The sequence below is a fragment of the Rhizobium sp. PK7-22 genome (assembly GCF_056530405.1).
Genome location: NZ_CP096514.1, coordinates 2,302,933 through 2,327,953, shown reverse-complemented (window position 1 = coordinate 2,327,953; position 25,021 = coordinate 2,302,933). Strand labels below are relative to the sequence as shown.

Genomic DNA, 25,021 nt, shown 5'->3' with positions numbered 1-25,021 from the left:
CTCAGGCTTTGCCGCGGTGGGGCGAAGAGAGAGCGCGATCGCTGTCGGCAGCGATGAAATCGAGGATTTCCATCACTTCCTTGCAATCGGCATAGTCGTCGCGAATGGCGGCTGCATTGCTGCGGATGTTGCCCTCGCCCTCGAAGATCTGCTTGAAGGCCCGGCGCACGATGTGGATCGTCGCCCGCTCGATGCCCGAACGGCTCATGCCGACGACATTGAGGCCGGCAAGCACGCCCGGGTTGCCGTTCAGCATGCCATAGGGAATGACATCATAGCTGACGGCGGACAATCCGCCGATGAAGGCGTGGCGACCGATGCGGCCGAACTGATGCACGGCGCAGCCGCCACCGAGGATGGCGCGGTCGTCGACCCGCACGTGGCCGGCCAGCATCACATTGTTGGACATGATGATGCCGTCGCCGAGAATGCAGTCATGGGCAACGTGGGAATTGGCCAGGAGCAGGCAGTTCTTGCCGACCACGGTCTTGCCGCCGCCGCCGACCGTGCCGGTGTTGATGGTCACGCCTTCGCGCATGGTGCAGCCGTCACCGACCGTCAGCGTCGAATCCTCACCCGCCTCGTGGAGGCTCTGGGAGCTACCGCCGATCACGGCCATCGGGAAGATCTTGCTGCCGCGACCGATCTCTGTCCTGCCGGTGACAACCGCATGGGAGACGACCTCGACGTCATCCTTTAGCACCACATGAGCGCCGATGGTGCAGAAGGGGCCGACAGACACGTTTTCGCCGATCACGGCGCCGTCCTCGATCACCGCCATCGGATGGATGCGGGCCGTGGAGGCGACGGTGCTCATGCGCCCTCCTTGCGGCGGATCATGGCGCCGATATCTGCCTCCGCAACGAGGGTGCCATCAACGATCGCGTCGCAATGGAACTTCCAGATATTGCCGCGCTGCTTCTGCTTCTTGACGTGAAATTCGACGCGGTCGCCGGGCACCACGGGCCTCCGGAAGCGGGCGTTGTCGATGGTCATGAAGTAGACCAGATTGCCGCCCTCGCCTTCCTTGCGGGCGCAAATGGCACCGGCCGTCTGCGCCATGCCTTCAACGAGAAGAACGCCCGGCATGATCGGCTGATCGGGGAAGTGCCCGGTGAAATGCGGCTCGTTGGCGGTCACGTTCTTGATGCCGATGGCCGAATCGTCGCCGTCGATCTCGATGATCCTGTCCACGAGCAGAAACGGATACCGATGCGGCAGCAGTTTCATGACCTCGAGAATATCAGCTGTCCCAAGCGTTGCGCCGGCTTCCTTACTCATTCCTCTCTCCTCTACGCTTCGCCCGTTCGTCAGACCGCGTCATCGATTCGGCGACATCGCGCAGGAAATCCTTGAGCGGTCTTGCCGGCACGCCGCCATAGCGCGCGCCTGCGGGGACGTCGGCCATCACGCCACTCATTGCAGCGATCTGAACGCCGTCGCCGATGGTGATGTGTCCGTTGACGCCGGAGGCGCCACCGATCATTACGCCATTGCCAATGGTGGTCGAACCGGCAATTCCCACGCCGCTGACGATGCCGCAGTGGCGACCGATGCGGACATTGTGGGCAATCTGAACCAGATTATCGATTTTCGTGCCTTCGCCGATGACCGTATCATCCATGGTGCCGCGGTCGATCGTGGTGTTGGCGCCGATCTCAACGTCATCCTGAATGATGACCCGCCCGACCTGGACGATCTTGATCATGCCGCGGGGTCCGGGTGCATAGCCGAACCCGTCCTGGCCGATGCGAACGCCATTGTGGACGATGACATTGTTGCCGAGGAGCGCCGCAATAATGCTCGCGCCAGCGGCGACCGTGCAGTTGCGGCCGATCTTGACGTCGGCACCGATGACGGCGCCGGCGCCAATGCGGGTTCCGGCACCGATTTCCGCACGAGCACCGATGACGGCCATGGGCTCGATCTCAACGCCGTCCTCAAGACGTGCGGTCGCGTCAACGAAAGCGGCCGGGTGAATACCGGGAGCGTCCGAGAGGATCCGCGGAGGACGCAGCGCAACGGGGTGAAGCAGACCACCGGCCAGGGCGAATGCCGCATGCGGCTTCGGTGTCAGGAGAACCGGTATGTGAGCAGGGACAATCGGGCGGAGCGCTTCGTCGCAAAGGATCGCGGAGGCGTTGCAGCTTTCCAGGTCGCCACGCGCCTTGCGCGACAGGATATAACAGATGTCGCCCTCGCCTGCCCTTGCGACGGGCGCAACGGAGCGGATGCGGCGGTCGCCCGCCGCATCGTCAAGAAGTTCTGCCCCCAGATGGGCGGCCAGCTCGCGCAAGCCTATTCCATCGTGGGGCGGAAAGAAGTCGTTGGATTCCATCAGGTCGATCAGCTCCAGAACAGATTTTGACCGCAGTTCTGGTCGGCGGAGATCAGAACTGGTTCGCCATGCTGAACCGGAACTGCTGCTCCTCGTCGAAGTCTTCCTTGACAACCGGCATTGCGTAATCGACGCGGATCGTACCGAAGGGCGATGCCCACTGGATGCCCGCACCGACCGAGGCGCGCCAGGACATATCCGTGCCCACAGCGCCCGCACTGTTGGCAACGTCGTTGCCGTAGAGCGTGCCTGCATCGGCAAAGAGCGCGGCGCGAAGACCGAAGTCCTCCGGGAAAGCCGGCATCGGAAGCGTCACCTCAGCCGAAGCCGTGAAATAGGTGGTGCCGCCGAGTGCGTCGCCATTCGGCATGCGCGCACCGATGCCATTGTTTTCAAAGCCGCGCACCTGACGACCGCCAACCATGAACTGATCGAAGACATTGAGCGAGTCGCCCGTCCCCATCACATGTCCGGCGCCCACAGCCACCGAGCCGATGATGTCCGCCTCGTCGGAGAGCAGCTGATAGTAGCGGGCCCGACCGTAGATCTTGTAGAACTCCGAGTCGCCGCCGAGACCGGCATACTCATGCGTCAAGGTTGCATAAATACCCTCGCGCGCCAGCGTCGAGCTGTCGAGCGTGTTGTAGGTCAGCGTCTGGGAAACGGAGGACTGAACGAATTCACCGTGGGTGATCAGATCACGATACGGTGCGGAAAGCTGGTTCTGCCAGTCACCATCGCCGGTGTAATCGATCTGCTTGTAGGTGTAGCGGAACGTCGTCGCCAGATCCTCGGTGATCGGCGCCGTGACACGCAGCGTCACGCCCTGCTCGTCATAGTCGTAATAGTCTTCCGACGAGGTCTGGCTCTTGAAGAGATCAAAGCCGGCTGCCAGGCGGTAGCCCAGGAAGTAGGGCTCGGTGAAGGACAGCGAGTAGCTGCGCGCATCGTCAAGACCACCACCGACGGCGACGCGTATGAACTGGCCACGACCGAGGAAGTTCTTTTCTTCGACCGACGCTTCCAGGATCAAGCCATCGCCGCCCGCCGAGTAGCCGGCACCGATGCCGAAGGAGCCGGTCGGCTGGTCCACGACGTCCACGACGACCACGACGCGGTCGGCTGCAGAGCCCGGAGCCGTCGAAATGTTGACGGTGGTGAAGTAGCCGAGAGCTTCAAGCCGGCGCTTGGCGCGCGAGACCATCTGTTGGTTGAAGGCGTCGCCTTCGCTGAAATCGAATTCGCGACGAATGACATAGTCGCGGGTGCGGGTGTTGCCGCGGATATCGATCCGCTCGACGTAGGCGCGCTCACCCTGATCGACGAGATAGGAGACGCCGACCGTCTGATTGTTGAAGTCGCGATTGCCGCGCGGCGTGACCCGAGCAAAAGGATAGCCGGCGGAGGCAACGCGCTGAGAGATGGCTTCCATCGACTTCTGGACCTCGGCAGCATCGTAGGTGTCGCCGGCGCGGGTCCGGACCAGGCCCTGAAGATCTTCGGAGTTCACGCCATCGACCGTCGATTCGACGACGATGTCGCCGAACTGGTAGCGAGGGCCTTCTTCGACCGTAAAGGTGATCGTGTACTGGTTCGACGCTTCATCAAGCACCGCTTCAGACGAGATGATGCGGAAATCCGGGTAGCCGTGGTTGTAGTAGAACTGGCGCAGCGCATCTTCGTCGGCACGCAGCTTGTCCTGGTTGTAGACGTCCTTGCGGGTCAGGAACGACAGCGGACCCGACTCCTTCGTCAGGATAACGGACTGTAGGCGTCCATTGCCGTAGGCCTGGTTGCCGACAAAATTGATCGTCGAGATCTTGGTGCGATCGCCTTCGTTGACAACGAAGGCGAGGTTCACACGACCTTGACCAACCGGAACGACCTGCGTCGTCACTTCGATATCGCTGCGACCGATCGCGGAATAGGCTTCCCGAAGGCGCTCGATGTCGGCGTTGACCAGTTCCTGATTGTATGGACCCAGTGGCTGGGTCTGCACGACCGCGGCCAGCTTGTCGTCCTTGATCTTCCGATTGCCGTTGAAGACAACCTGGTTGACCAGCTGATTCTCGCTGACGTTGACGACGAGCGTGCTACCGGAAACCGCAATGCGGACATCGGAGAAATAGCCCGTCGAATACAGACGCTTCACCGACTCGTCGATATCGACGTTGGTAAAGCTGACGCCCGGGCGAATGGTGAGATTGGCGCGAACCGCCTCTTCGCCGGCACGCTCGGCTCCGCGAACCTGAACGCTGCGGATGACGGCCGCTTCTGCGACGGATGCCGAAGCAAGCACCGATACCCCGGCGCCGGATGCAACAACACTAGTAGACAGCGCAAACGCCGACACTGCGTTCAAAAACTTCGAACCAGCCTTCATTTTCAATTCTTACCTTTTTCCGTTGTCCCGCAGCGGGTGGAGCCCGACTCCGGCCACACGTGTGTCGTTTTACCTTCTTTTGCCTTACAAGCAAGGCATGGCGTTAAAATCTGTTTACTTCACACGAAGGCGTGGCTGCCATGCCACGCAGAGCTCAAAAGACGGTAAACAAACAGTTTTAATCAAAGTCATCCCATCCAGCGTCCGAAGGTATCATTCCAGGTCGCAAACACCATCAGCGTCAGAATCATGGCAAGCCCGAAGCGGAAAACGACCTCCTGCACCCGCGGGCTCAGCGGACGTCCTCTCACTGCTTCAAGAGCGTACATGAGCAAGTGACCACCGTCGAGCACGGGGATCGGGAACAGGTTCATCAGACCGAGCGAGACGGAAATGATCGCGGCGAAATTCAGCACCGCGGCAAAGCCGAGGCTTGCCATCTGTCCGGTCGTCTCGGCGATCCGGATCGGTCCACCGATCTGGTCGGCGCTCATCTTGCCGGTGAAGATATTGCCGAGGTATTTGAAGGTGCCGGTGATGATGTGGCCGGTTTCGCGCACGCCCTCGCCCACCGCGGCAAGCGGCGAGAAGGTCTGCTGGCGGAAGTTGCCCCTTTCGGCATTGGTGACGATGCCGATCTGGCCGAGTTCGACCTTGTTGCCGAACTGGTCGGTGATTTCGGTGCGAATCGGCGTCATCGGCAGGTCGATCTGCTGGCCGTTGCGCTCAACGGTGACGATGATCTGCGTTTCGGGACGGACGGCGACATAACGACGGACATCGTCGAAGGTGACGATCTCCTGTCCATCGAGCGCGACGAGCAGGTCGCCCGGCTCGACCCCGGCGGCGGCAGCCGCGCTTTCGGCGCGGACTTCCGCGACAACCGGATCGGAAATCATCTTGCCATAGGTCGAAAACAGGACGGCGAAGATGGCGATTGCCAGCAGGAAGTTGGCGATCGGACCGGCGGCGACAGTCGCGGCGCGCTTCCAGAGCTTGGCGCCGGCTAGCGTCTGGCTGCGCTCGGCCTCACTGTAGCCGGCAAGGCTTGCCGAATCCGGCATGCTGGCCACGTCATCGTCGCCGAAGAATTTGACATATCCGCCCAGCGGAATAGCCGACAGCTTCCAGCGAGTACCGTGGCCGTCGGTGAAACCAACCAGTTCCGGACCAAAGCCGACGGAGAAAGCGGTAACCCGCACGCCGCACCAGCGCCCGATCAGGTAGTGGCCCATCTCGTGAACGAAAACCAGCACCGACAGGACGATGATGAAGGGGATGATATAGCCCGTGAGCAGTCCGATGATCGCCATTGAAGCTTCCGTTCAGTCGTTCTTCTGCCGGCAAGCCGGCCGCCGTCTATTGACCGAACAGGAATTCGGCCACCGACACATCAACATGGCCCCTCAGCGGACCCGACACAAGCGCCAGAAGGAAGATGACGGAAGCGGCAAAAACAAGGCCATCGACCCGGTCCATGACCCCACCGTGGCCCGGTATCATCTGGCTTGAGTCCTTGACGCCGAATCGCCGCTTCATGAAGGATTCGAAGAGATCCCCGATCTGGCTTGCCACGGACAGGATCAGCGACAGGGCAAGGATCCAGACCGACAGCCGACCGAAGAACGCATAGGTCAGGATCGAGCCGGCGACCACGGCAGAGACCGCGCCGCCGACCGCGCCCGACCAGGTCTTGCCGGGCGAGATGCGAGGGGCAAGCTTGGGCCCCCTCAGAGCCCGGCCAACAAAATAGGCCAGAATATCGGTTGCCCAGACGACTGCGAAGATAAACAGGATCGCCGCCAGACCGGCCGCGCCACCATCGCGGATTGCCGCCAGCGAGACGCCGCTCAGGCCTGCATACAGAAGCCCGCCAGGCAGCCACCACGTCCCGCCTCCGATCAACACAATCAGGCACACGGTGATCGCAAACCCGCTCAGGAGCGGCATGCTCATGGCAGGATCTCCGAACGCGATATTGGCGGCAAGCAGAATCACGGCGACCCAGGCGACGAGATTGCCGGTAAAGTTGCGCTCGGTCAGGCGCGCGATCTTCGACCATTCGAAATAGACGAGAAGACTGATGGCTGCCGCCAGAATCTGAAACGGCATGCCCCCTGCCCAGGTCGCGGCGAGCACGACGGCTGCCATGACGAGAGCGGAGATGATGCGGCGCTTGAGCTCCAGGCTCATCATCCGACCACCGCGGTGGTGGCGGGCGACAGACCACCGAAGCGCCGATCGCGCGAGGCAAAGATCCGTAGTGCCTCCTCGAACTGCTGGCGATCGAAATCGGGCCAGTAGCAGGGCAGGAAGACAAGTTCGGAATACGCGGCCTGCCAGAGCAGGAAGTTCGACAGCCGCTCCTCACCGCTGGTGCGGATGATCAGGTCCGGGTCGGGAATGTCGGCCGTATCGAGACGGCGGCTGATCATTTCAGCATCGACGGCATCGGGGTTAATGAATCCGGCGGCGACATCTACGGCGATTTTTGCAACGGCGCGCGCGATCTCGTTGCGGGAGCCATAGTTGAAGGCAATCACCAGCGTCATCGCGGTATTGTTGCGGGTCGTTTCCTCGGCTTCGAGCAGCAGCGGCAGGATGTCGCTTCGCAGCTTCTCGCGCTCCCCAATAATGCGGATGCGGACGTTCTCCCGGTGCAGATCGGCGAGATCGCGGCGGATGAACCGTCGCAACAGGCCGAGCAGCGCTTCGACCTCACTCTCGGGCCGGCTCCAGTTCTCCGATGAAAAGGCAAACAGCGTGAGAAACTTGACGCCAGCGTCGCCGGCAGCCTTCACCGTCTCGCGGACCGCCTCGACCCCCTTGTTGTGGCCGATCGTGCGCGGAAGGCCGCGCTGCTTTGCCCAACGGCCGTTGCCATCCATGATGATGGCAACATGCTCTGGAATGACTGAAAGATCGAGACTAGCCATCGCAATTCCGATTGTCGGGCGTCAGGAGTGCCGGTGCAGGTTAAGCCTACACCTGCATGATTTCTTTTTCTTTCTCGCCGAGCAAGCGGTCGACTTCCGAAATCGTCTCGTCCGTCATCTTCTGAACCCTGTCAGAGAGCGAACGGCTCTCATCCTGGCCGATGACACCGTCCTTTTCGGACTTCTTGAGATCATCCATGCCGTCGCGGCGGACGTGACGAATCGCGACCTTGGCCTTTTCAGCATAGTCGTGCGCGACCTTCACCAGCGATTTGCGCCGCTCTTCGTTGAGCTCCGGCAGCGGAATGCGCAGGTTCTGGCCGTCCATGATCGGGTTCAGGCCCAGGTTGGATTCGCGAATGGCGCGATCGACCGCGTTCACCATGGACTTGTCCCAGATGGACACGCCCAGCATGCGAGGCTCGGGGACCGTGATGTTCGCGACCTGGTTCAGCGGCACGCGCGAACCATAGGCCTCCACCGTCACCGGATCGAGAATGCTGGGCGAAGCACGCCCCGTGCGCAGCGAGTTCAGGTCGCTCTTGAAGGCATTGATGGCGCCGTCCATCCGGCGCTTGATGTCGTTGAGATCGATCGATCCGCTCATCCGTACACTCCCGTCTTGTCTCAGGTTCCTTAACCCGCTTCAGTTGTCGGAGACGATGGTCTTGCGACCGCCACCGTTCAATATCTGGGCGAAACCGCCCTTTTCGTGAATCGAGAATACAATGATCGGGATGGAATTCTCCCGCGCCAGCGCTACGGCTGCGACGTCCATCACCGCAAGCCCCTTGTCGAGCACTTCGCCATGCGTCAGCTGCTCGAACCGGGTTGCCGTCGGGACCTTCTTCGGGTCGGCGGAATAGATGCCGTCGACCTGGGTGCCCTTGAAGATCGCTTCCGCGCCGATTTCGGCGGCACGCAGGGCGGCGGCCGAATCCGTGGTGAAGAAGGGATTTCCGGTGCCGCCGGCAAAGATCACCACCCTGCCCTGCTCCAGATGGTGCAGAGTGCGCAGCTGAGTGAAGCTTTCGCAGATCTCCGGCATGGCAATGGCCGACAGGACTACCGTGTCGATGTCGAGCTTGCGCAGCGACGTCGCAAGCGCCAGCGCGTTGATGACGGTTGCCAGCATCCCCATGTGGTCGCCGGTCACGCGGTCGCCACCCTTGGAGGCAACGGCTACGCCGCGGAAGATATTGCCACCGCCGACCACGACGCCGACCTCGACGCCCATGGCGCGGGCTTCTGAAATGTCGGAGGCAATACGATCCACCACTGCGACATCGATCCCGAAGCCCTGGCTGCCCATCAGAGCTTCACCGGAGGCCTTGAGGAGGACACGCTTGTACATGGGCTTGGGGGACATGGGTACTCCTGACGATTAACCGGCTTGCCGATACACGAAGGGCACCGCGTTGTCACGCGGTGCCCTTGTCGTTTTACCGGGATAGTTTCGTCAGGGTCAGCCTTTGGCGACTGCAGCGACTTCCGCCGCAAAATCGGACTCTTCCTTGGCGACGCCTTCGCCGAGCAGAAGACGGACCATGCCGGTGACTTCGATCGGCGCGCCGACTTCCTTCTCGGCTTCCTTGACGGCTGCGCCGACAGTGAGGTCCGGGTTGATGACGAAGGCCTGCGACAGCAAGGCGACTTCCTCGAAGAACTTGCGCATACGGCCTTCGACCATCTTTTCGATGATGTTGTCCGGCTTGCCCGATTCGCGCGACTGCTCGATGAAGACATTGCGTTCGCGCTCTGCGACGGCCGCGTCGACTTCGTCGGCGCGAATGGCAAGCGGCGCAGTCGCTGCGATGTGCATGGCAACCTGGCGGCCGATGGCCGTCAGAGCTTCCTTGTTGCCGGTCGACTTCAGGGCAACGAGGACGCCCAGCTTGCCGAGGTTGTCGGCCGCTGCGTTATGGATGTAGGTAGCGACGACGCCATCGTCGACGGACAGCAGTGCCGAGCGACGCAGGCTCATGTTTTCGCCGATGGTCGCGATCGCATCCTTGATGGTGTCCGCGACGGGCTTGCCCGACGCCGGGAAGGTTGCTGCGCTGACCGCCTCGACCGAACCGTCGGTCGACAGGGCTACCTGGGCGATACCGCGGACCAGGTCCTGGAAGGCATCGTTGCGGGCAACGAAATCGGTTTCCGAGTTGACCTCGACGACGACGGCCGTCGTGCCGGTGCTGGCGATGCCGATCAGGCCTTCGGCTGCGGTGCGGCCAGACTTCTTGTCGGCCTTGGCGATGCCCTTGGCGCGCAGCCAGTCGATCGCAGCTTCCATGTCGCCGTTGTTTTCAGCGAGTGCCTTCTTGCAGTCCATCATGCCTGCGCCAGACTTCTCGCGCAGTTCCTTCACCATTGCGGCTGTGATTTCGGTCATTGTGTGCCTCTTTTTTCAAGATCGCCTTGGCCGGAAGTACATCGGCGAAGGCAGCGTTGGGGACGAATGTACCCGGAAATATGACAGGGTAATGAAGACCAGTCGCGGGGAGGCTCGCCTCGACCCGGAGGACGAGAGGCGGCGCGGACGCCGCCTCTCGAAAGGATCAGGCCTGCGCCTGAGGCTCGGCCACGGCTTCAGCTTCAGCTTCAGGCACGACTTCACCTTCGAGCGCCGGTTCGACCAGAGCTTCGGAGGACGCGCCGAGATCACGGCCGGATGCGCCCTGCTGGCGTGCGATGCCGTCGATGGCAGCGCGAGCGATCAGGTCGCAGTACAGAGCGATGGCGCGCGAGGCGTCGTCGTTACCCGGGATCGGGTAGTCGATGAGGTCCGGATCGCAGTTGGAATCGATGATGGCCACGACTGGGATGCCCAGGCGCTTGGCTTCGTCGATGGCAATCTTTTCCTTGTTGGTGTCGATGATGAACATCAGGTCCGGGGTGCCGCCCATGTCGCGGATACCGCCGAGAGCCTTGTCGAGCTTCTCGCGTTCGCGCTCAAGGTTGAGGCGTTCCTTCTTGGTGAAGCCCGATGCGTCGGAAGACAGGATCTCGTCGAGCTTGCGCAGGCGCTGGATCGAGTTCGAGATGGTCTTCCAGTTGGTCATCATGCCGCCGAGCCAGCGGGAGTTGACGTAGTACTGGGCCGAACGCTTCGCCGAATCGGCGATCAGTTCGGATGCCTGGCGCTTGGTGCCGACGAACAGAACGCGGCCGCCACGGGCAACGGTGTCCGAAATCGCCTGCAGGGCGCGCGACAGCATGGGCACGGTCTGTGCCAGATCGATGATGTGGATGTTGCTGCGATCGCCGAAGATGTACGGCTTCATCTTCGGGTTCCAGCGGTGGGTCTGGTGGCCGAAGTGAACGCCGGCTTCCAGAAGCTGGCGCATGCTAAAATCAGGCAGTGACATGCCTTTTTCTCCTTTTCCGGTTGAACCTCCGCAAGGCGAACAGCACCCTCTTCGAGAATGCCACCGGCGGAACAGTCCGGATTTCTCCCGGAACATCCCATGCCTTACGTGTGGAATGGTGGTGCGCATACAGGCGATCCCTTGCAAAGGCAAGGGTATTGCGGAAAATAACCCGCGATCGGGCGGCCCCGCGGGTCGCTCAATCGGTTCCGAGGGCGAGCTGCTTCATCTCCTCCAGAACAGAATCGCGGCTGTCTGGAGAGACGCGGTGGATGTCGTCGATGACATAACCGCCGTTTTCCGCCACCACGTCGAAATGCACCTCGTCCGTGCTGTCCTTCAATTCCGCCTGGTCGAGGCAGCGCCAGAGCTTGAAGCGAACCTTGACGGTGGTGACACCGTTTTCCTCGCCGCCAGCATCGATCGCGACATCCTCCAGCGGGCAACCGTCCTGGGAGGCGGTGACGACATCATAGCCGAAGGGATCGCCGGGGCCGCCGTCATCGGTCTCGTAGGCAGGCTTCTTGGACGCCTCGAGATAGGCTGCCTGAAAGCGCTGGCTGAACAGGCGACGCAGCGGCTCCTCGTCGAAGATGTAGCGCCACTCGCTTTCGGCGCTGCCCCAGTTGCTGGTCGTGATTTCCATCACTTCGCGAACCGGGTTGACGGGTTCGGCCGCCGATGCAAGGCCGGCAACAAGGCTGAGGGCAGCGGCGAGGACGAGATTCCGCATGGTGGAGGTCCGATCGGGTTGCGTGTGGCGGCACATTATCCGAGCGCACCTGATTGGCAACAACCAAATCGGGCGACCGGACCGGACACCGGGCGCACCTTTAAATGCCACTCCGTTCCTGCGTATGGCTTTGCGTTCCGGGCCGTGGATGCTATAGCGCAGCCGATCCATGTCCAATCCGCGGGGATAGCCATCCCTGCCCGTATTCGAAGAGGAATCCATGCAAAAGATCAAGGTAGCCAATCCGGTCGTCGATCTCGACGGCGACGAGATGACCCGCATCATCTGGCAGTTCATCAAGGACAAGCTGATCCTGCCCTACCTCGATCTGGACATCGAATACTACGATCTGTCCGTCGAGAACCGCGATGCGACGAATGACCAGGTGACGGTCGATGCGGCGCACGCCATCAAGAAGCATGGCGTCGGCATCAAATGCGCGACGATCACGCCGGACGAGCAGCGCGTCGAGGAATTCGGCCTGAAGCAGATGTGGAAGAGCCCGAACGGCACGATCCGCAACATCCTGGGCGGCGTCATCTTCCGCGAGCCGATCATCTGCAAGAACGTGCCGCGCCTCGTTCCCGGCTGGACCCAGCCGATCGTCGTCGGCCGCCATGCCTTCGGCGACCAGTATCGCGCCACCGACTTCCGCTTCCCCGGCAAGGGCAAGCTGACGATCAAGTTCGTCGGCGAGGACGGTGAGGTCATCGAACGGGAAGTGTTCGACGCCCCGGGCGCCGGCGTCGCCATGGCGATGTACAACCTCGACGATTCGATCCGGGACTTTGCCCGCGCCTCGCTGAACTACGGCCTGATGCGCAAGTGGCCGGTCTACCTGTCGACCAAGAACACTATCCTGAAAGCCTATGACGGCCGCTTCAAGGATATCTTCGAGGAAGTCTACCAGGCCGAGTTCAAGGCGCAGTTCGACGAACTGAAGATCACCTACGAGCACCGGCTCATCGACGACATGGTTGCTTCGGCACTGAAGTGGTCGGGCGGTTATGTCTGGGCTTGCAAGAACTACGATGGCGACGTGCAGTCCGACATCGTGGCGCAGGGCTTCGGCTCGCTCGGCCTGATGACTTCGGTGCTGCTCTCGCCAGATGGCCGCACGGTCGAAGCAGAAGCCGCGCATGGCACGGTCACACGCCACTACCGCCAGCACCAGAAGGGCCTCGAGACCTCGACGAACTCGATCGCCTCGATCTTCGCCTGGACACGTGGCCTCGCCCACCGCGCCAAGCTCGACGAGAATGCCGAGCTCGGCCGTTTTGCCACGACGCTGGAAGAGGTCTGCGTCGCGACCGTCGAAGCCGGCTTCATGACCAAGGACCTGGCGCTCTTGATCGGCCCCGACCAGCCATGGCTGTCGACCACGGCCTTCCTCGACAAGGTGGACGAAAACCTCAAGGCGGCAATGGCTGCCTGAGGCGACGCTTGTTTCTGATCCGAACGGCGGGATGAAAATCCCGCCGTTTTTTTGTGCCTGCGGTTCGCCGGCAGACGGCAATTGCGCCATGTCTCCGGCTGGCGACACGGCAAAGCCCAAGGATCCCGACACAGGCGCCCCGCTTGCCAAGCCGCGGCATCCCGATCACACTTCGGCCTCCAATGGAGGAGTTCTTCATGACCGATGACCCGGTTCTTTACACAAACCCGATGTCGCGCGGGCGCATTGCGCGATGGATGCTGGAAGAGGTGGGCGTGCCCTACAGCGCCGAGATCATTCCTTTTGGGCCTGTCATGAAGGCCCCGGAATACCGGGCCATCAATCCCATGGGCAAGGTGCCGGCCCTGCGCCACGGACAGCATGTGGTCACGGAATGCGCCGCGATCTGCGCTTATCTGGCGGATGCGTTTCCGCAGGCCGGGCTGGCGCCGCCGACGACGGAGCGGGCCGACTACTATCGCTGGATGTTCTTTGCCGCCGGCCCGCTGGAGGCGGCGGTCACCAACCGATCGCTCGGCGTTCAGGTGACGCAGGACAAGCGCGGCATGGTCGGCTACGGCAGCTACGAGGAGGTACTGGACACGCTGGAAACGGCACTGGCAGGCCACGAATTTATCGCAGCCGACCGCTTCACCGCCGTCGATGTCTACGTCGGCTCCCATCTGATGTGGGGCTTGCAATTCGGTTCGATCGAACGTCGCCCTTCGTTCGAAAGCTATGTCGCGGGCCTTGCTGAAAGGCCCGCCCATCTCCGCGCCAGTGCTCTCGATGACGCGGAGATGCAGGCGATGCAAGCGACTGCCTGACGGCATTCTGGTTGGCGGCGGGTATGGAAACGCCCGCCGCTAAGATCAGGGCAGATTGCGCCTCATTCTCGCTAAGTCATTGATGTTGCTTCAGAAGAAGAAGCTGACGAAGCGGGCAAAAATACGGTTTTTTTTGGAACTTACCCGATCTCGCGGACTTTGATCTGGGTGCGTCTGGCACGATGGCCTTCGGTCAGCGACGAGCCGGCACACTTCAAAGACAACCAATCTAGAGAGGTAACGTCCATGAAGATGATCTATGTCACCGCCCTGTTGGCGGGTACCGCACTGATGCCGGCAACCGCCATGGCACAGCAGTCGACGGGAACCAATCCCCAGAATGACGCCGTCCAGTCCGGCCAGAATGCCGCCGGCATGTCTCAGGTTCAGCAGCAGATCCAGCAGGCTCTGCAGGCACTTGAAAACAACGACATGCAGGCTGCACGAGAGGCTGTCCAGGCTGCGCGACGCAATCTCAACCAGGACCGTCAGGGCGATGCCATGGCGCAGATCCGCCAGCCGCTGCAGGAAGCCGACCAGGCGCTGGCGCAGCAGGATGAGGCCGGCGCAGAACGGGCTCTCGATCGTGTCGAGCAGCAGATGACGAACCTCGAACGCCAGGGCCAGCAGAACGCCCAGGGCGCCGACGTGACGATCCAGGAAAGCGAAGCTTCCATCCGCGTCGACGTGCCGGAGCCTGATGTGACGGTGCAGCAGGCCAATCCGCGGGTCGCAGTACAGCAGAATCAGCCCGAGATCACCGTACACCAGCCTGCGCCGATCGTGACCGTGGACATTCCGCAGCCTCGCATCACCATTCGGATGCCGGAGCCTGACGTCAACGTCAGCCAGTCGCAGCCGCAGGTTCAGGTCGAGCAGGGCCAGCCGGAGGTTCGCGTCAGCGAGAGCGAGCCGCAGGTGCGCATGCAGGAAAACGATGAGCAGGCGAATGTCCAGGTCCAGCGGTCCGGCCAGCCGGTCGTGCGCATCCAGGAGTCCGAGCAGCAGGCCAACGTCCGATACGAGGCGGAAGAAGCTCAGGTCCGCGTGAACCGTGCGGAGGGCGAGCCCGAAGTACGCTTCGAGGAAAGCGAGCAGGCTGCGGCCCAGAATCGTCAGGCGTCACAGAACGAGCAGAACAACCAGGCGCAGACCGAAACGGCAGCCAATGAGGATGTCGATCAGGAGAGCACTGCTTCTGTCAACCCGCGGGGCGCTCGCGAAGGTGCCAATATGGCCATCGGCGTGGATGCCACCCGCGATGTGCCGCTCACGGTCGCCGACATCAAGAACTACGACATCGTCGGCGCCAACGGCAACAACCTCGGTGACATCGAGGACGTCGTCAGCGTCAACAACCGTCTTTACGCGGTCGTCACGTCCGGCGGCTTTCTCGGCCTCGGCGAGGAGCGGGCGGCGGTACCCCTGTCGGCACTCTATGTGACCGAAGAGGAAACACTGCTCGGCCCCAACGTGACGGAGCAGCAGATCGACGGTCTCGCAAACTTCGACTCGACCCAATATCCGAACCTTCCGGACGATCATCCGGTAACGCTCGGCGCACGCTAAAAGTGTCCGATCAGATGCCGGAGGCGGCTGGTATTGCCAGCCGCCTCTTTTTTAGCGCTCGCGACCTGCCGGGCGTCCTGACGTCCGCTTGAATGAGATCGGCACGAAAAAAGGCCGAGCTGCAAGAGCCCGGCCTTTCGCATGAAATCCGATCAAACTTACTCGGCGCTGTCGTCAGCAGCCTTCTTCTTCGGAGCAGCCTTCTTCTTTGGAGCCGCAGCTTCATCGGCACCTTCGTCGGCAGCCTCGTCCTTGGCAGCAGCCTTCTTCTTGGGTGCAGCCTTCTTCTTGGCGGGCTTTTCAGCCGAGTCGTCCTCGTCTTCCGCCAGCAGTTCTTCCTTCGTCACCGTCTTGTCGGTCACGTCGACGTCTGCGAGGAGCTTGTCGACGACCTTCTCTTCGAAGATCGGCGCGCGCAGCGAGGCGGAGGCGCCCGGCGTGTTGCGGAAGTAGTCGAGGATTTCCTTCTGCTGACCCGGGAACTGCTGCAGCTGGGCGAAGAGCGCACGCTGCATCTCGTCTTCGGTCACCTCAACGCCGCCCTTCTCGCCGATCTCGGAGAGAACGAGGCCGAGACGGACGCGACGTTCGGCAAGCTTGCGATATTCGACGCGCGCTTCTTCCTCGGTCGTGTCTTCATCTTCGAAGGTCTTGCCGGACTGGGCGAGATCCGTGTTGATCTGGCGCCAGATGTTGTCGAATTCTGCTTCGACGAGGCCCTGGGGCGCGTCGAACTGGTACATCTCGTCAAGCTGATCGAGGATCTGACGCTTGACCTTCTGGCGAGTGACATTTCCGTACTGGCCTTCGATCTGGCCGCGAACGATTTCCTTCAGCTTGTCGAGCGACTCGATGCCGAGCTTGGAGGCGAGCTCGTCGTTCAGCTCGAGTTCGGCGGCAGCAGCCACGTCCTTGACGGTGACGTCGAAGGTGGCTTCCTTGCCGGCAAGGTTGGCCGCCGGATAGTCAGCCGGGAAGTTGACGGTGATGGTCTTCTCGTCGCCGGCCTTGACGCCGACCAGCTGGTCTTCGAAGCCCGGGATGAAGCGGCCGGAGCCGATCACCAGTTCGGCGTCTTCGGCCGTGCCGCCATCAAAGGCTTCACCGTCGACCTTGCCGAGGTAATTCATGGTGACGCGGTCGCCGTCGGCGGCCTTGCCCTTCTTGGTCTCATAGGTGCGGGCGCTCTCGGCGATCTTGAGGATCTGCTCGTTGACCTCCTCGTCGGAGACTTCGACGACTTCACGCACGACCTTGATGCCGTCGGTCGACTTCAGCTCGATCGCGGGAATGACTTCATAGGCCAGCGTGAATTCGAAGTCCGCCTGGGCAGCGAGGATCTTCTCGGCTTCAGCTTCGTCCTCGGTCATGGTGATCGCCGGCTGCGTCGCCGACTTCTCACCGCGCTCGGAGAGGATCTTGGAGGGACGGTCACGGACGATCTCGTTGACGAGCTCGGCCATGATCGACTTGCCGTACATCTTCTTCAGATGCGCGAGAGGCACCTTGCCCGGACGGAAGCCGTTGATGCGGACCTTGTCCTTGGCATCGGCCAGACGCTCATTCATCTGAGCTTCCATGTCCTTGGCCGGGATGACGACCTTGATTTCGCGCTTCAGCCCTTCAGCGAGCGTTTCGGTAACCTGCATTTTCAAACCTTCATAATCGTGGCGGCGGTGCTCAGACAGCCGTTGGTTTCAATGAGCACGACGCCGGAACCTGAGTGACCGGCCGCGACTTCTGGACGCTGATCTCTAGCCTTACATGGCTCCCGATCCTGCCCCTGCGGCTCTGGTGCGGGTAGAGAGACTTGAACTCCCACGCCTTGCGGCACCAGAACCTAAATCTGGCGTGTCTACCAATTTCACCATACCCGCGCTCCAGCCGCGCAAAATCCCCGCTAAGGGGCTTTCGGAGCGCGCGTCTCTATATCACCCGTTTTTTCCAGCGCAAAGAGAAAATGACGGGTTTGCGACGTGTGGCCAAGCCTCGGCTCAGGCTCGCCCGCCCTGCATCGCTTAAGCCTGTATTAACCATCCGAAGATAAGATAAATCTAATTCAACTACGCCGGAACTTCAACAGCCGGCCGCGGTTCGAAGCCCATCGGAGATCGGTCCTGCGCTCCTCCCGCATCAGGACCGGCATGAGCCGGCGCCCTCCTCCTCCTTGCGCCGGTGAACATAACAGCGCCTGCCGTCCCCCTCCCGGCAGGCGCTGTCTTTTTGCCTGACGCCTGGGCCAATGGCGTAAAGATTAAGCAATGGTTTAAATCCGTTCCCGACGCGATGCACTGGCTGCATAGGTGGCATACTTGTTTGGCGCTTTTCTCCTTTTGCAGCGCAACATATATTGCGGTCATCAGATTTGAGCCGGTCCCGAGGGTCCGGTGGCAACCAACCAAAGGGGCATGACCATGAACATTGCAAACAAGTTCAACAACTGGCGCAAGTACCGCGAAACGATCACCGAACTGCATCGCATGAGCGATCGCGAGCTCCACGACCTCGGCATCGGCCGCAGCGACATCCGTCGCGTCGCCCGGACCGCCGTCGGCTTCTGATCGCGACTGTCCTGAGCCAAAAAATGGCGCCCTCCGGGGCGCCTTTTTTATTGCCCACCAGTCGCACGGCACTGGTGGTTTTTGCGGCATCGCCTGCTTCTTCATCAACTCACTGCACATTTGCATGGCAGTCGCATGTTTTTTGCACTGCACATTGTTATTATTCACGCGTATAAGTTCCTCATCGCCGGGCCGCAGTCCGGTTGAAACTCTGAGGACAACAACGATGAACCCGCTTCGCCTTGCCAAGAACTGGCTCAGCTACCGCCGCACGGTCAACGAACTTGGTGGTCTTTCCACCCAGGCTCTCAATGACATCGGCCTGACACGCTACGACATCCGCAACGTCGCTTCGCGCTCCTTCCGTTAATCGGTCCCTTCGGGCCCGACAACGATTGCTACGCGACGCCGCTCATGGGCACCCGATAGGGTGCCTTTTTGATTCTGCGCCCTGCCGAGAAAACGCCTTTTTGATTCCGGTCCGCTTGAAGGCATGTTAAGAGCGCGCCATGACCGAAAGACAATTTTCCCCCATCCATATCATCGGCGGCGGGCTCGCCGGTTCCGAGGCTGCCTGGCAGATCGCAAAGGCTGGTGTTCCGGTGATCCTGCATGAAATGCGGGGCGTGCGCGGCACCGATGCCCACAAGACAGATGGCCTGGCCGAACTCGTCTGCTCCAATTCCTTTCGCTCCGACGATGCGACCTCGAACGCGGTCGGCGTGATCCATGCGGAAATGCGGCTTGCCGGCTCGCTGATCATGGCCTGCGCCGATCGCTGCCAGGTGCCCGCCGGCGGCGCGCTTGCCGTCGACCGCGACGGATTTTCCGAGACGGTGACGGCCGAGATCGCGGCCCACCCGCTAATCACAGTCGTCAGGGAAGAAATCACCGGGCTGCCGCCTGCGGAATGGGACCTGGCGGTGATCGCCACGGGGCCCCTCACCTCGCCGTCGCTGGCCGCTGCCATCCAGGCGGAAACCGGCGAGGATTCGCTTGCCTTCTTCGACGCGATCGCGCCGATCGTCTACCGCGAAACCGTCAACATGGACATCTGCTGGTACCAGTCGCGCTACGACAAGGTCGGACCGGGCGGGACCGGCAAGGACTACATCAACTGCCCCATGGACGAGGCGCAATACAACGCCTTCGTCGACGCGCTCGTTGCCGGCGACACGGTCGGTTTCAAGGAGTGGGAGGGCACCCCATATTTCGACGGGTGCCTGCCGATCGAGGTGATGGCTGAACGCGGCCGTGAAACCCTGCGTCACGGGCCGATGAAGCCGATGGGCCTCACCAATGCGCATAATCCCACCGTCAAGGCGTATGCGGTCGTGCAACTGCGCCAGGACAATGCGCTCGGCACACTCTACAACATGGTCGGGTTCCAGACGAAGCTGAAGTACGGGTCGCAGGCGGAGATATTCCGGATGATCCCGGGGCTCGAGAACGCCGAATTCGCGCGTCTGGGCGGGCTGCACCGCAATACCTACATCAATTCGCCGCTCGTGCTCGACAAGACGCTGACGCTGAAGAGTCGCCCCGGCTTGCGTTTTGCCGGCCAGGTGACCGGCTGCGAAGGCTATGTGGAAAGTGCGGCCATCGGCCTGATGGCCGGGCGTTTCGCCGCTGCGGAGCGCAAGGGCGAGGCCATCGTGCCGCCGCCCGTGACCACGGCCTTCGGATCGCTGCTCGGCCACATCACCGGCGGGCATCTCACCTCGAACGACGAGCCGGGCAAGCGCTCGTTCCAGCCGATGAACATCAACTTCGGGCTGTTTCCGGACCTCGAGCCGGGCTCGATCGTCAAGCCGGAGGGCGTCCACCGCTTTCGCGGCAAGGACAAGACGATCATGAAGAAGCAGCTGATGGCCGCCCGCGCCCTTTCAGACTGTGCCTCATGGCTCGGCCAGGACGATGGCCGCAGGGCTCAGCTGAGCGATTCGGCAGCCTCTTCCTTGTCGGCGGTCGCCAGGTAGTTTCCAAGCAGCCAGAGCGAGACTTCGGCGGCATCCGCTTCCGTTCTGAAGACGAAGTCGCCGTTGTTGCTCGGCGCGTCCATGAATTCCGCGGAAAATCCCTTCAGATTGTCGAGGGGTGCCACCCGGACCCGTCCAGGCTTGATCAGGTGGCAGGTGTAATGCCGGCTGTGACTGCGCATAATCCCGGTCTTGTCGTCGTGCAGGCGCAGGAACACCGCTCCACCGTCGCCCGTTGCATGCAGTTCGCGGATCGCCTCGTTGGGGAAGGCCCTGCCGAAATGCATGATGGCGAAGCCAAGGTCCATTTCTCCGTCGCCATCGGAATTTCGCTTCGCTATCCGGGTCACGTAATAGGCGAGGAGGACGAGCATCACGAGGATGATGGACCAGACGATGATAGGCTGCACGCCGTTCTCCTTGGCGGTTGTAAGCTTATCCAGACTAAACCCGCAGCCTTGCGCGAACTTGGGGCGCGATGTCAGAAGCGCTGCAAAAGTTGCGCCTTCATCAACAAGATCTGGCGCCGCCATTGTGGCGGCTGGACCTGCCCTTCCAGCATCGCTGCTTTTTCCCGCAACGCACGGCGGAGAACTGGTTCCGCCAGCGAAACCGGCAGGAAAGCCGGAAACACCGCTCTGGAGACAGACCCTGCGCGTCTCGCCTTTGCCAGATGCTCCAAGCCCAGACCGGCGAAGGCTTCAACAGCGGCAGAAATCCGGGCGGTGTCGTCTCCCGCCAGAAACGCCTCGCGGTCGAGACCGGTGGCAGTCAGGATGTCGAGTGGCAGGTACACCTGGCCGCGCCGACGGTGCAGCGGCATCAGCAGCAACAGTCCGGCAACCGCCTGCGCGACGCCCGCATGTCCCGCAGCTTGCGCCGAACGGGCCGCGTCCTCCGGGGACAGGACGAGGCTTGCGAGCTGGATCAGCGCCGATGCGGTTTCCCCGGCATAGCCTTCCAGATCGTTTCGGTCGGCCAGGAGGTCGTCGTAGAGGTCGCCGATCCGGGCGTCGATCATCGCCGTCAGCGTATGGCGTGGCAGGCGGTAGCTCTCGACTGCCGACAGGAGTGCGACGGCCACCGGATTGCCGCCGGCGTCACCCTGAGCGCCTCCTTCCAGGAGATCACGCCACCACTGCAGCCGGATCTCGCCCGGTAGCGGCTCGCGCACCACGTCGCGGACCCGCGCGATCTCGGCATTGAAGGCGTAGAGCGCCGCCAACGCCGGGCGTTTTTCCTCCGGCGACAGCAGGCAGGCCAGATAGCGATCCCGATCGGTGTCCCGCAGCGACGCGAGAACCATGTCATGGACGTCGGCCACTTGGCGCGTCATACCGCTATCAGCGCGGCAGCCACCGAACGGGATTCGGCCAGCATGACATTGTAGGTGCGCACGGCCGCGCCCGTGCTCATCGGGTCGGAGGCGATGCCGCGTGCCTTGAGGGTAGCCTTCACCGCCTGCGGCAGCGGCCGGATCTCCTTGCCGGTTCCGACCAGCAGGACCTCGATATCGACTGCCTCATCCAGCACCCGCGACAGGGATTCGGCCGTCAGCGGTTCGCCTTCGGTCAAATCCCACCCGTGGACACCCGACGGCAGGCACAACAGCGAGCCGCGGTGCGACATGTCCGCAAAGCGAAACCCACCGTTGCCATAGGCATCGATGGGGGCACGGCCCGGAAAATGGGCATCGCGGATTTCAATTCCCTTGGGCATCGTATCGGTGCCTCCTCATATCGGAATGCAGACCGGAGGCGTGCGGCGGACCCGTGGATCCGCCGTGGAGGATCAGGAGGCTGCAGCTTCCGCCTTGACGGGCTCGCCCTTGACGCGGACTTCGGCGACGTAGGTGCGCAGTGCGCGAACCTTCACACCTTCGGCGATCTCGACTTCCACTTCGTTGTCGTCCACCACCTTCGTCACCTTGCCGGTGATGCCGCCGCCGAGAACGACATTGTCGCCGCGGCGGATGTTCGACAGCATCTCCTGGCGCTTCTTCAGCTGGGCGCGCTGCGGGCGGATGAGGAAGAAGTACCAGACCACCATCAGCGGTGCGAAGAGGAAAAGCATTTCGAGGCCGGAGCCGAATGCGGAAGGTGCGGCACCCTCGGCCTGGGCGAATGCTTCGGTGATGAACATAGGGAACTCCTCAATTGGCAGGAGCGTCCAAGCCCCCATTTTGCAAGTGGCCGGAATATAATTCCGATCCCCTCGAATGCAACAGAAACAGGGGGGCTGCGCGTACCGAATCGGGCTGGCCAAGGCTTTTACACGACAATATCGCGTGGTAACCGCATTTGCCCCTGATGCAGGGGATCGAAATCACGATAGGAGGTGGAGCATGGCGGATCAGCCGGACGACCGGTTGCTGCTCGAGATACGGCGGATTGCCGATGCGCTGGAGCGAATTGCCGGACCTGCCCCTGCCCTCAACGACTGGTCGGCAGCGGACTGCTTCGTCTGGGTGCCGGCGAACCTGCGCCTGCAGCCGGTGCCCCGGCCAAACCGGGTGGCTCTGTCGCTCATCCGCGGCGTCGACCACGTGCGCGACATCCTGCACGAGAACACCCAGCGCTTCGCGGAAGGATTTGCCGCCAACAACGTGCTCCTGTGGGGTGCGCGAGGCATGGGAAAATCATCCCTGGTCAAGGCGGTGCATGAGGACGTGCGGGCCGAAACCGGTACAGCGCTGAAGCTCGTGGAAGTCCATCGCGAGGACATCGCCTCGCTGCCGGCACTCCTCGATATCCTCAAGGACTCCGGCGAGCGGGTCATCCTGTTCTGCGACGATCTTTCCTTCGACCATGACGACACGGCCTACAAGTCGCTAAAGGCGGCGCTGGACGGAGGCATCGAGGGGCGCCCGGACAACGTGCTTTTCTATGCCACCTCGAACCGCCGGCATCTCCTGCCGCGGCACATGATGGAGAACGAGCAGTCGACGGCCATCAATCCGTCGGAGGCGGTCGAGGAGAAGGTCTCGCTGTCGGACCGTTTCGGCCTCTGGCTCGGCTTCCACAAGTGCAGCCAGGACGACTACCTGACGATGATCGACGGCTATGCGGACTATTTCGGCCTGCCTCTGGAGAGGGAGGTGCTGCACCACGAGGCGCTGGAATGGGCGACCACCCGTGGCGGCCGCTCCGGGCGCGTCGCCTGGCAGTATATCCAGGATCTGGCCGGCCGGCTGCGGATCCCGCTGGAGCGCAGATAAGGAAAAGCCCGGACGAGCCGGGCTTTTCCAACTTCCCTGATACGCACTACTCTATTCCAGGAAAGTGATCGGGTTGACCGGGGTAGCATCCTTGCGCACCTCGAAGTGGACCTGCGGGCGCTTGGCGTCGCCGCTCATGCCGGAGGTGCCGATGGTCTGGCCGCGGGTGACCTTCTGGCCGCGGGACACGCTAAGTTCTCCCGCATGGCCATAGACGGTGACCTTGCCGTCGTCATGGCGAACGAGAACCGTGTTGCCGAGCTGCTTCAGGCCATTGCCGGAGTAGATGACCACGCCGTTCTCAGCGGCCTTGATCGGCGTTCCTTCCGGAACCGAGATGTTGATTCCGTCGTTGCGGTTGCCCTCGACGTTCTGGCCGAAGCCGGCGATCACGGCGCCGCTGACCGGCCAGCGGTACTTGTCGATCCCGGTCGACTGCGGTGCAGCACCGCCGACATCGGTCTTCAGGGATGCTTCGGACACAGATGCCGTCTCGGCGGGCTTGGCTGGAGCGGGCTCGGCCTTTGCCTGGACCTGGGCCGGCGATTGGGTCGCCGGTGCAGCAGCGGCTGGCGTCTGCGCCAAGCCCTGGGCCTGCTCCCGCTTCTCCGGCACCGAGGCCGTCTGAACGGGATCGGGCGTTGCCGGAGCGGCGGACGGCGAGAGCGCCAGGACCTGGCCGATGCGGATGCTCTCCGACGTCAGACCATTTGCCGCCTTCAGCTGATCGACCGAGACGCCATTGGCGCGGGCGATCTTCGTCAGCGTGTCGCCCGGCTTGACCGTGTGCGTGCCGCCAGCCGGCGGCGTGAGCTTGGCCGGTTCGGCGAGACCCTTGTCGCGGGCATTGCCAGGCAGGACCGCAAGCTTCTGCTCCTGCTGCTGGACAGGTGCCGGGGCCCTGTTCTGGAGATCAATGTCGCCCGCGGCGACTTTCGCCGAATTGCTGGCGGTGCCGAACGTCGGAATGATGACCGTCTGGCCGGCGGCCATCTTGCCGCCGTTGGCCTTGAGAATTTCCCGCTCCGGTACGCCATAGCGCCTGGAGAGCGTGGCAGCGGTTTCACCCGGCTTCAGCGTCATCCGCGGCGCATTGACGGTCGACCAGCCGGCGGATGTTCTGACGGTGCCGGTGGTGATGGTGTCCGCGTTGGTCGTGGGAGCCGGAGCGGTCGTGGCGACCGACTGCTGCTCTGACGGGAAGGATTGCGCCATTGCCTGCTGGCGGTTGGCGAAATCGTCGCCACCCTGGGAGGAAGACGCGCCGCCGGGAGGCGCAAGTTCGGTGCGCTGAACCGCAGCCGGTGCTGCCGCAGACCGTGCCGGGGATGCGACCGAGGAATAGCCGCCGCCATTGCTGGCCGGATAGGGCTGGCTGGTGGCCGCACTGCGGCTCCCATAGTCAGCCACCGGTGCCGCTGCCATGCCGCTGTTCAGATTGCCGCGCGGCACGGGTGCCTGGCCATAGGCGCCGGATCCCTGCCGTTGCGGGATCGACGCCGTGGTCAGCGAATCGGTGTCGGAAAACAGACCGGAGAAGCGGGTGGCGTCGGAACTGCAGCCAGTGGCGACACTGGCCAGCAAGACTGCACCTGCGATCCGCAGCAGGGACTTCCGGGTAATCGAAGAACTCGTGATACGCATGACTCAACCTAACGTGACGCAGCAACCATCG

General features: G+C 62.3%; 25 protein-coding genes and 1 tRNA gene. 7 read left to right on the top strand and 19 right to left on the bottom strand.

From position 1 onward, the window contains the following. Position 1: 1 nt before the first annotated feature. The 12 genes from lpxA to M1E10_RS16085 form a co-directional block, all read right to left on the bottom strand. Positions 2-817, bottom strand: a complete 816-nt coding sequence (lpxA, locus tag M1E10_RS16140) for an acyl-ACP--UDP-N-acetylglucosamine O-acyltransferase (RefSeq protein ID WP_499173839.1) — start codon at positions 815-817, stop codon at positions 2-4. Beyond that, positions 814-1,281: a 3-hydroxyacyl-ACP dehydratase FabZ gene (gene fabZ / locus M1E10_RS16135; protein WP_499173838.1), complete on the bottom strand. Its 468-nt coding sequence runs from the start codon at positions 1,279-1,281 to the stop codon at positions 814-816. The genes lpxA and fabZ overlap by 4 nt, the downstream gene beginning before the upstream one ends. Beyond that, positions 1,274-2,338, bottom strand: coding sequence for a UDP-3-O-(3-hydroxymyristoyl)glucosamine N-acyltransferase (lpxD, locus tag M1E10_RS16130; protein ID WP_499173837.1), 1,065 nt, complete (start codon positions 2,336-2,338; stop codon positions 1,274-1,276). The genes fabZ and lpxD overlap by 8 nt, the downstream gene beginning before the upstream one ends. Before the next feature lie 52 nt (positions 2,339-2,390). Beyond that, entirely contained in the window at positions 2,391-4,721 is a 2,331-nt protein-coding gene (bamA, locus tag M1E10_RS16125; RefSeq protein ID WP_499173836.1) for an outer membrane protein assembly factor BamA, read from the bottom strand. Positions 4,722-4,909: 188 nt separating this feature from the next. Next, entirely contained in the window at positions 4,910-6,034 is a 1,125-nt protein-coding gene (gene rseP, locus M1E10_RS16120; protein WP_499173835.1) for a M50 family metallopeptidase, read from the bottom strand. Positions 6,035-6,080: 46 nt separating this feature from the next. Next, a complete protein-coding gene (locus tag M1E10_RS16115) occupies positions 6,081-6,914 on the bottom strand; it encodes a phosphatidate cytidylyltransferase (protein WP_499173834.1) in 834 nt (277 codons plus the stop codon). Next, positions 6,914-7,657: an undecaprenyl diphosphate synthase family protein gene (locus M1E10_RS16110; protein WP_499173833.1), complete on the bottom strand. Its 744-nt coding sequence runs from the start codon at positions 7,655-7,657 to the stop codon at positions 6,914-6,916. Before M1E10_RS16110 ends, M1E10_RS16115 begins: the two co-directional genes overlap by 1 nt. A 46-nt stretch (positions 7,658-7,703) precedes the next feature. Then, positions 7,704-8,264 (bottom strand): ribosome recycling factor, encoded by a 561-nt coding sequence (frr, locus tag M1E10_RS16105; RefSeq protein WP_029620802.1) that lies wholly within the window; start codon positions 8,262-8,264, stop codon positions 7,704-7,706. Positions 8,265-8,303: 39 nt separating this feature from the next. Next, entirely contained in the window at positions 8,304-9,026 is a 723-nt protein-coding gene (gene pyrH / locus M1E10_RS16100) for a uridine monophosphate kinase (protein ID WP_499173832.1), read from the bottom strand. A 96-nt stretch (positions 9,027-9,122) separates the two neighbouring features. After that, positions 9,123-10,049, bottom strand: coding sequence for a translation elongation factor Ts (tsf, locus tag M1E10_RS16095; protein WP_499173831.1), 927 nt, complete (start codon positions 10,047-10,049; stop codon positions 9,123-9,125). A 166-nt stretch (positions 10,050-10,215) separates the two neighbouring features. After that, positions 10,216-11,025 (bottom strand): 30S ribosomal protein S2, encoded by an 810-nt coding sequence (gene rpsB, locus M1E10_RS16090; RefSeq protein ID WP_499173830.1) that lies wholly within the window; start codon positions 11,023-11,025, stop codon positions 10,216-10,218. A gap of 199 nt (positions 11,026-11,224) precedes the next feature. Then, complete coding sequence (locus tag M1E10_RS16085) at positions 11,225-11,758, bottom strand: hypothetical protein (protein ID WP_499173829.1); 534 nt, start codon at positions 11,756-11,758, stop codon at positions 11,225-11,227. A 220-nt stretch (positions 11,759-11,978) separates the two neighbouring features. On the opposite strand from M1E10_RS16085, the gene M1E10_RS16080 reads away from it, so the two are divergent. The 3 genes from M1E10_RS16080 to M1E10_RS16070 all read left to right on the top strand — a co-directional run bounded on the left by M1E10_RS16080 (position 11,979) and on the right by M1E10_RS16070 (position 15,589). Next, positions 11,979-13,193: an NADP-dependent isocitrate dehydrogenase gene (locus tag M1E10_RS16080; RefSeq protein WP_499173828.1), complete on the top strand. Its 1,215-nt coding sequence runs from the start codon at positions 11,979-11,981 to the stop codon at positions 13,191-13,193. A gap of 197 nt (positions 13,194-13,390) precedes the next feature. Next, positions 13,391-14,020, top strand: a complete 630-nt coding sequence (locus tag M1E10_RS16075) for a glutathione S-transferase family protein (protein WP_499173827.1) — start codon at positions 13,391-13,393, stop codon at positions 14,018-14,020. A 246-nt stretch (positions 14,021-14,266) separates the two neighbouring features. Next, positions 14,267-15,589 carry a PRC-barrel domain-containing protein gene (locus M1E10_RS16070; protein ID WP_499173826.1) on the top strand — a complete coding sequence of 441 codons (1,323 nt, stop codon included), beginning with the start codon at positions 14,267-14,269 and terminating at the stop codon, positions 15,587-15,589. 158 nt (positions 15,590-15,747) lie between these two features. On the opposite strand, the gene tig is transcribed toward M1E10_RS16070, so the two are convergent. Next, the gene (gene tig / locus M1E10_RS16065) at positions 15,748-17,238 is read right to left on the bottom strand and encodes a trigger factor (RefSeq protein ID WP_499173825.1); all 1,491 of its coding nucleotides are present in this window, start codon (positions 17,236-17,238) and stop codon (positions 15,748-15,750) included. Positions 17,239-17,381: 143 nt separating this feature from the next. Then, positions 17,382-17,466, bottom strand: a tRNA-Leu gene (locus M1E10_RS16060). Between the two features lie 537 nt (positions 17,467-18,003). On the opposite strand from M1E10_RS16060, the gene M1E10_RS16055 reads away from it, so the two are divergent. The 3 genes from M1E10_RS16055 (at position 18,004) to trmFO (ending at position 20,129) form a co-directional block, all read left to right on the top strand. Next, positions 18,004-18,150: a DUF1127 domain-containing protein gene (locus M1E10_RS16055; protein WP_499173824.1), complete on the top strand. Its 147-nt coding sequence runs from the start codon at positions 18,004-18,006 to the stop codon at positions 18,148-18,150. A gap of 226 nt (positions 18,151-18,376) precedes the next feature. Next, the gene (locus M1E10_RS16050) at positions 18,377-18,520 is read left to right on the top strand and encodes a DUF1127 domain-containing protein (protein ID WP_069733981.1); all 144 of its coding nucleotides are present in this window, start codon (positions 18,377-18,379) and stop codon (positions 18,518-18,520) included. Between the two features lie 139 nt (positions 18,521-18,659). Continuing rightward, positions 18,660-20,129, top strand: a complete 1,470-nt coding sequence (gene trmFO, locus M1E10_RS16045) for a methylenetetrahydrofolate--tRNA-(uracil(54)-C(5))-methyltransferase (FADH(2)-oxidizing) TrmFO (protein ID WP_499173823.1) — start codon at positions 18,660-18,662, stop codon at positions 20,127-20,129. On the opposite strand, the gene M1E10_RS16040 is transcribed toward trmFO, so the two are convergent. The 4 genes from M1E10_RS16040 to yajC form a co-directional block, all read right to left on the bottom strand. Then, positions 20,081-20,503, bottom strand: a complete 423-nt coding sequence (locus M1E10_RS16040; RefSeq protein WP_499177202.1) for a hypothetical protein — start codon at positions 20,501-20,503, stop codon at positions 20,081-20,083. The genes trmFO and M1E10_RS16040 overlap by 49 nt on opposite strands. Before the next feature lie 107 nt (positions 20,504-20,610). Beyond that, on the bottom strand, positions 20,611-21,465 hold the full coding sequence (locus tag M1E10_RS16035; RefSeq protein WP_499173822.1) for a phytoene/squalene synthase family protein: 855 nt from the start codon (positions 21,463-21,465) through the stop codon (positions 20,611-20,613). Beyond that, the gene (locus M1E10_RS16030) at positions 21,462-21,848 is read right to left on the bottom strand and encodes an Mth938-like domain-containing protein (RefSeq protein WP_499173821.1); all 387 of its coding nucleotides are present in this window, start codon (positions 21,846-21,848) and stop codon (positions 21,462-21,464) included. The genes M1E10_RS16035 and M1E10_RS16030 overlap by 4 nt, the downstream gene beginning before the upstream one ends. 72 nt (positions 21,849-21,920) lie before the next feature. Then, complete coding sequence (yajC, locus tag M1E10_RS16025; protein ID WP_499173820.1) at positions 21,921-22,271, bottom strand: preprotein translocase subunit YajC; 351 nt, start codon at positions 22,269-22,271, stop codon at positions 21,921-21,923. Between the two features lie 202 nt (positions 22,272-22,473). On the opposite strand from yajC, the gene M1E10_RS16020 reads away from it, so the two are divergent. After that, positions 22,474-23,346, top strand: coding sequence for an ATP-binding protein (locus M1E10_RS16020; RefSeq protein ID WP_499173819.1), 873 nt, complete (start codon positions 22,474-22,476; stop codon positions 23,344-23,346). Between the two features lie 51 nt (positions 23,347-23,397). Here the strand turns inward: M1E10_RS16020 and M1E10_RS16015 are convergent, their stop codons facing one another. Further along, a complete protein-coding gene (locus M1E10_RS16015) occupies positions 23,398-24,990 on the bottom strand; it encodes a peptidoglycan DD-metalloendopeptidase family protein (protein WP_499173818.1) in 1,593 nt (530 codons plus the stop codon). Positions 24,991-25,021 lie beyond the last annotated feature (31 nt).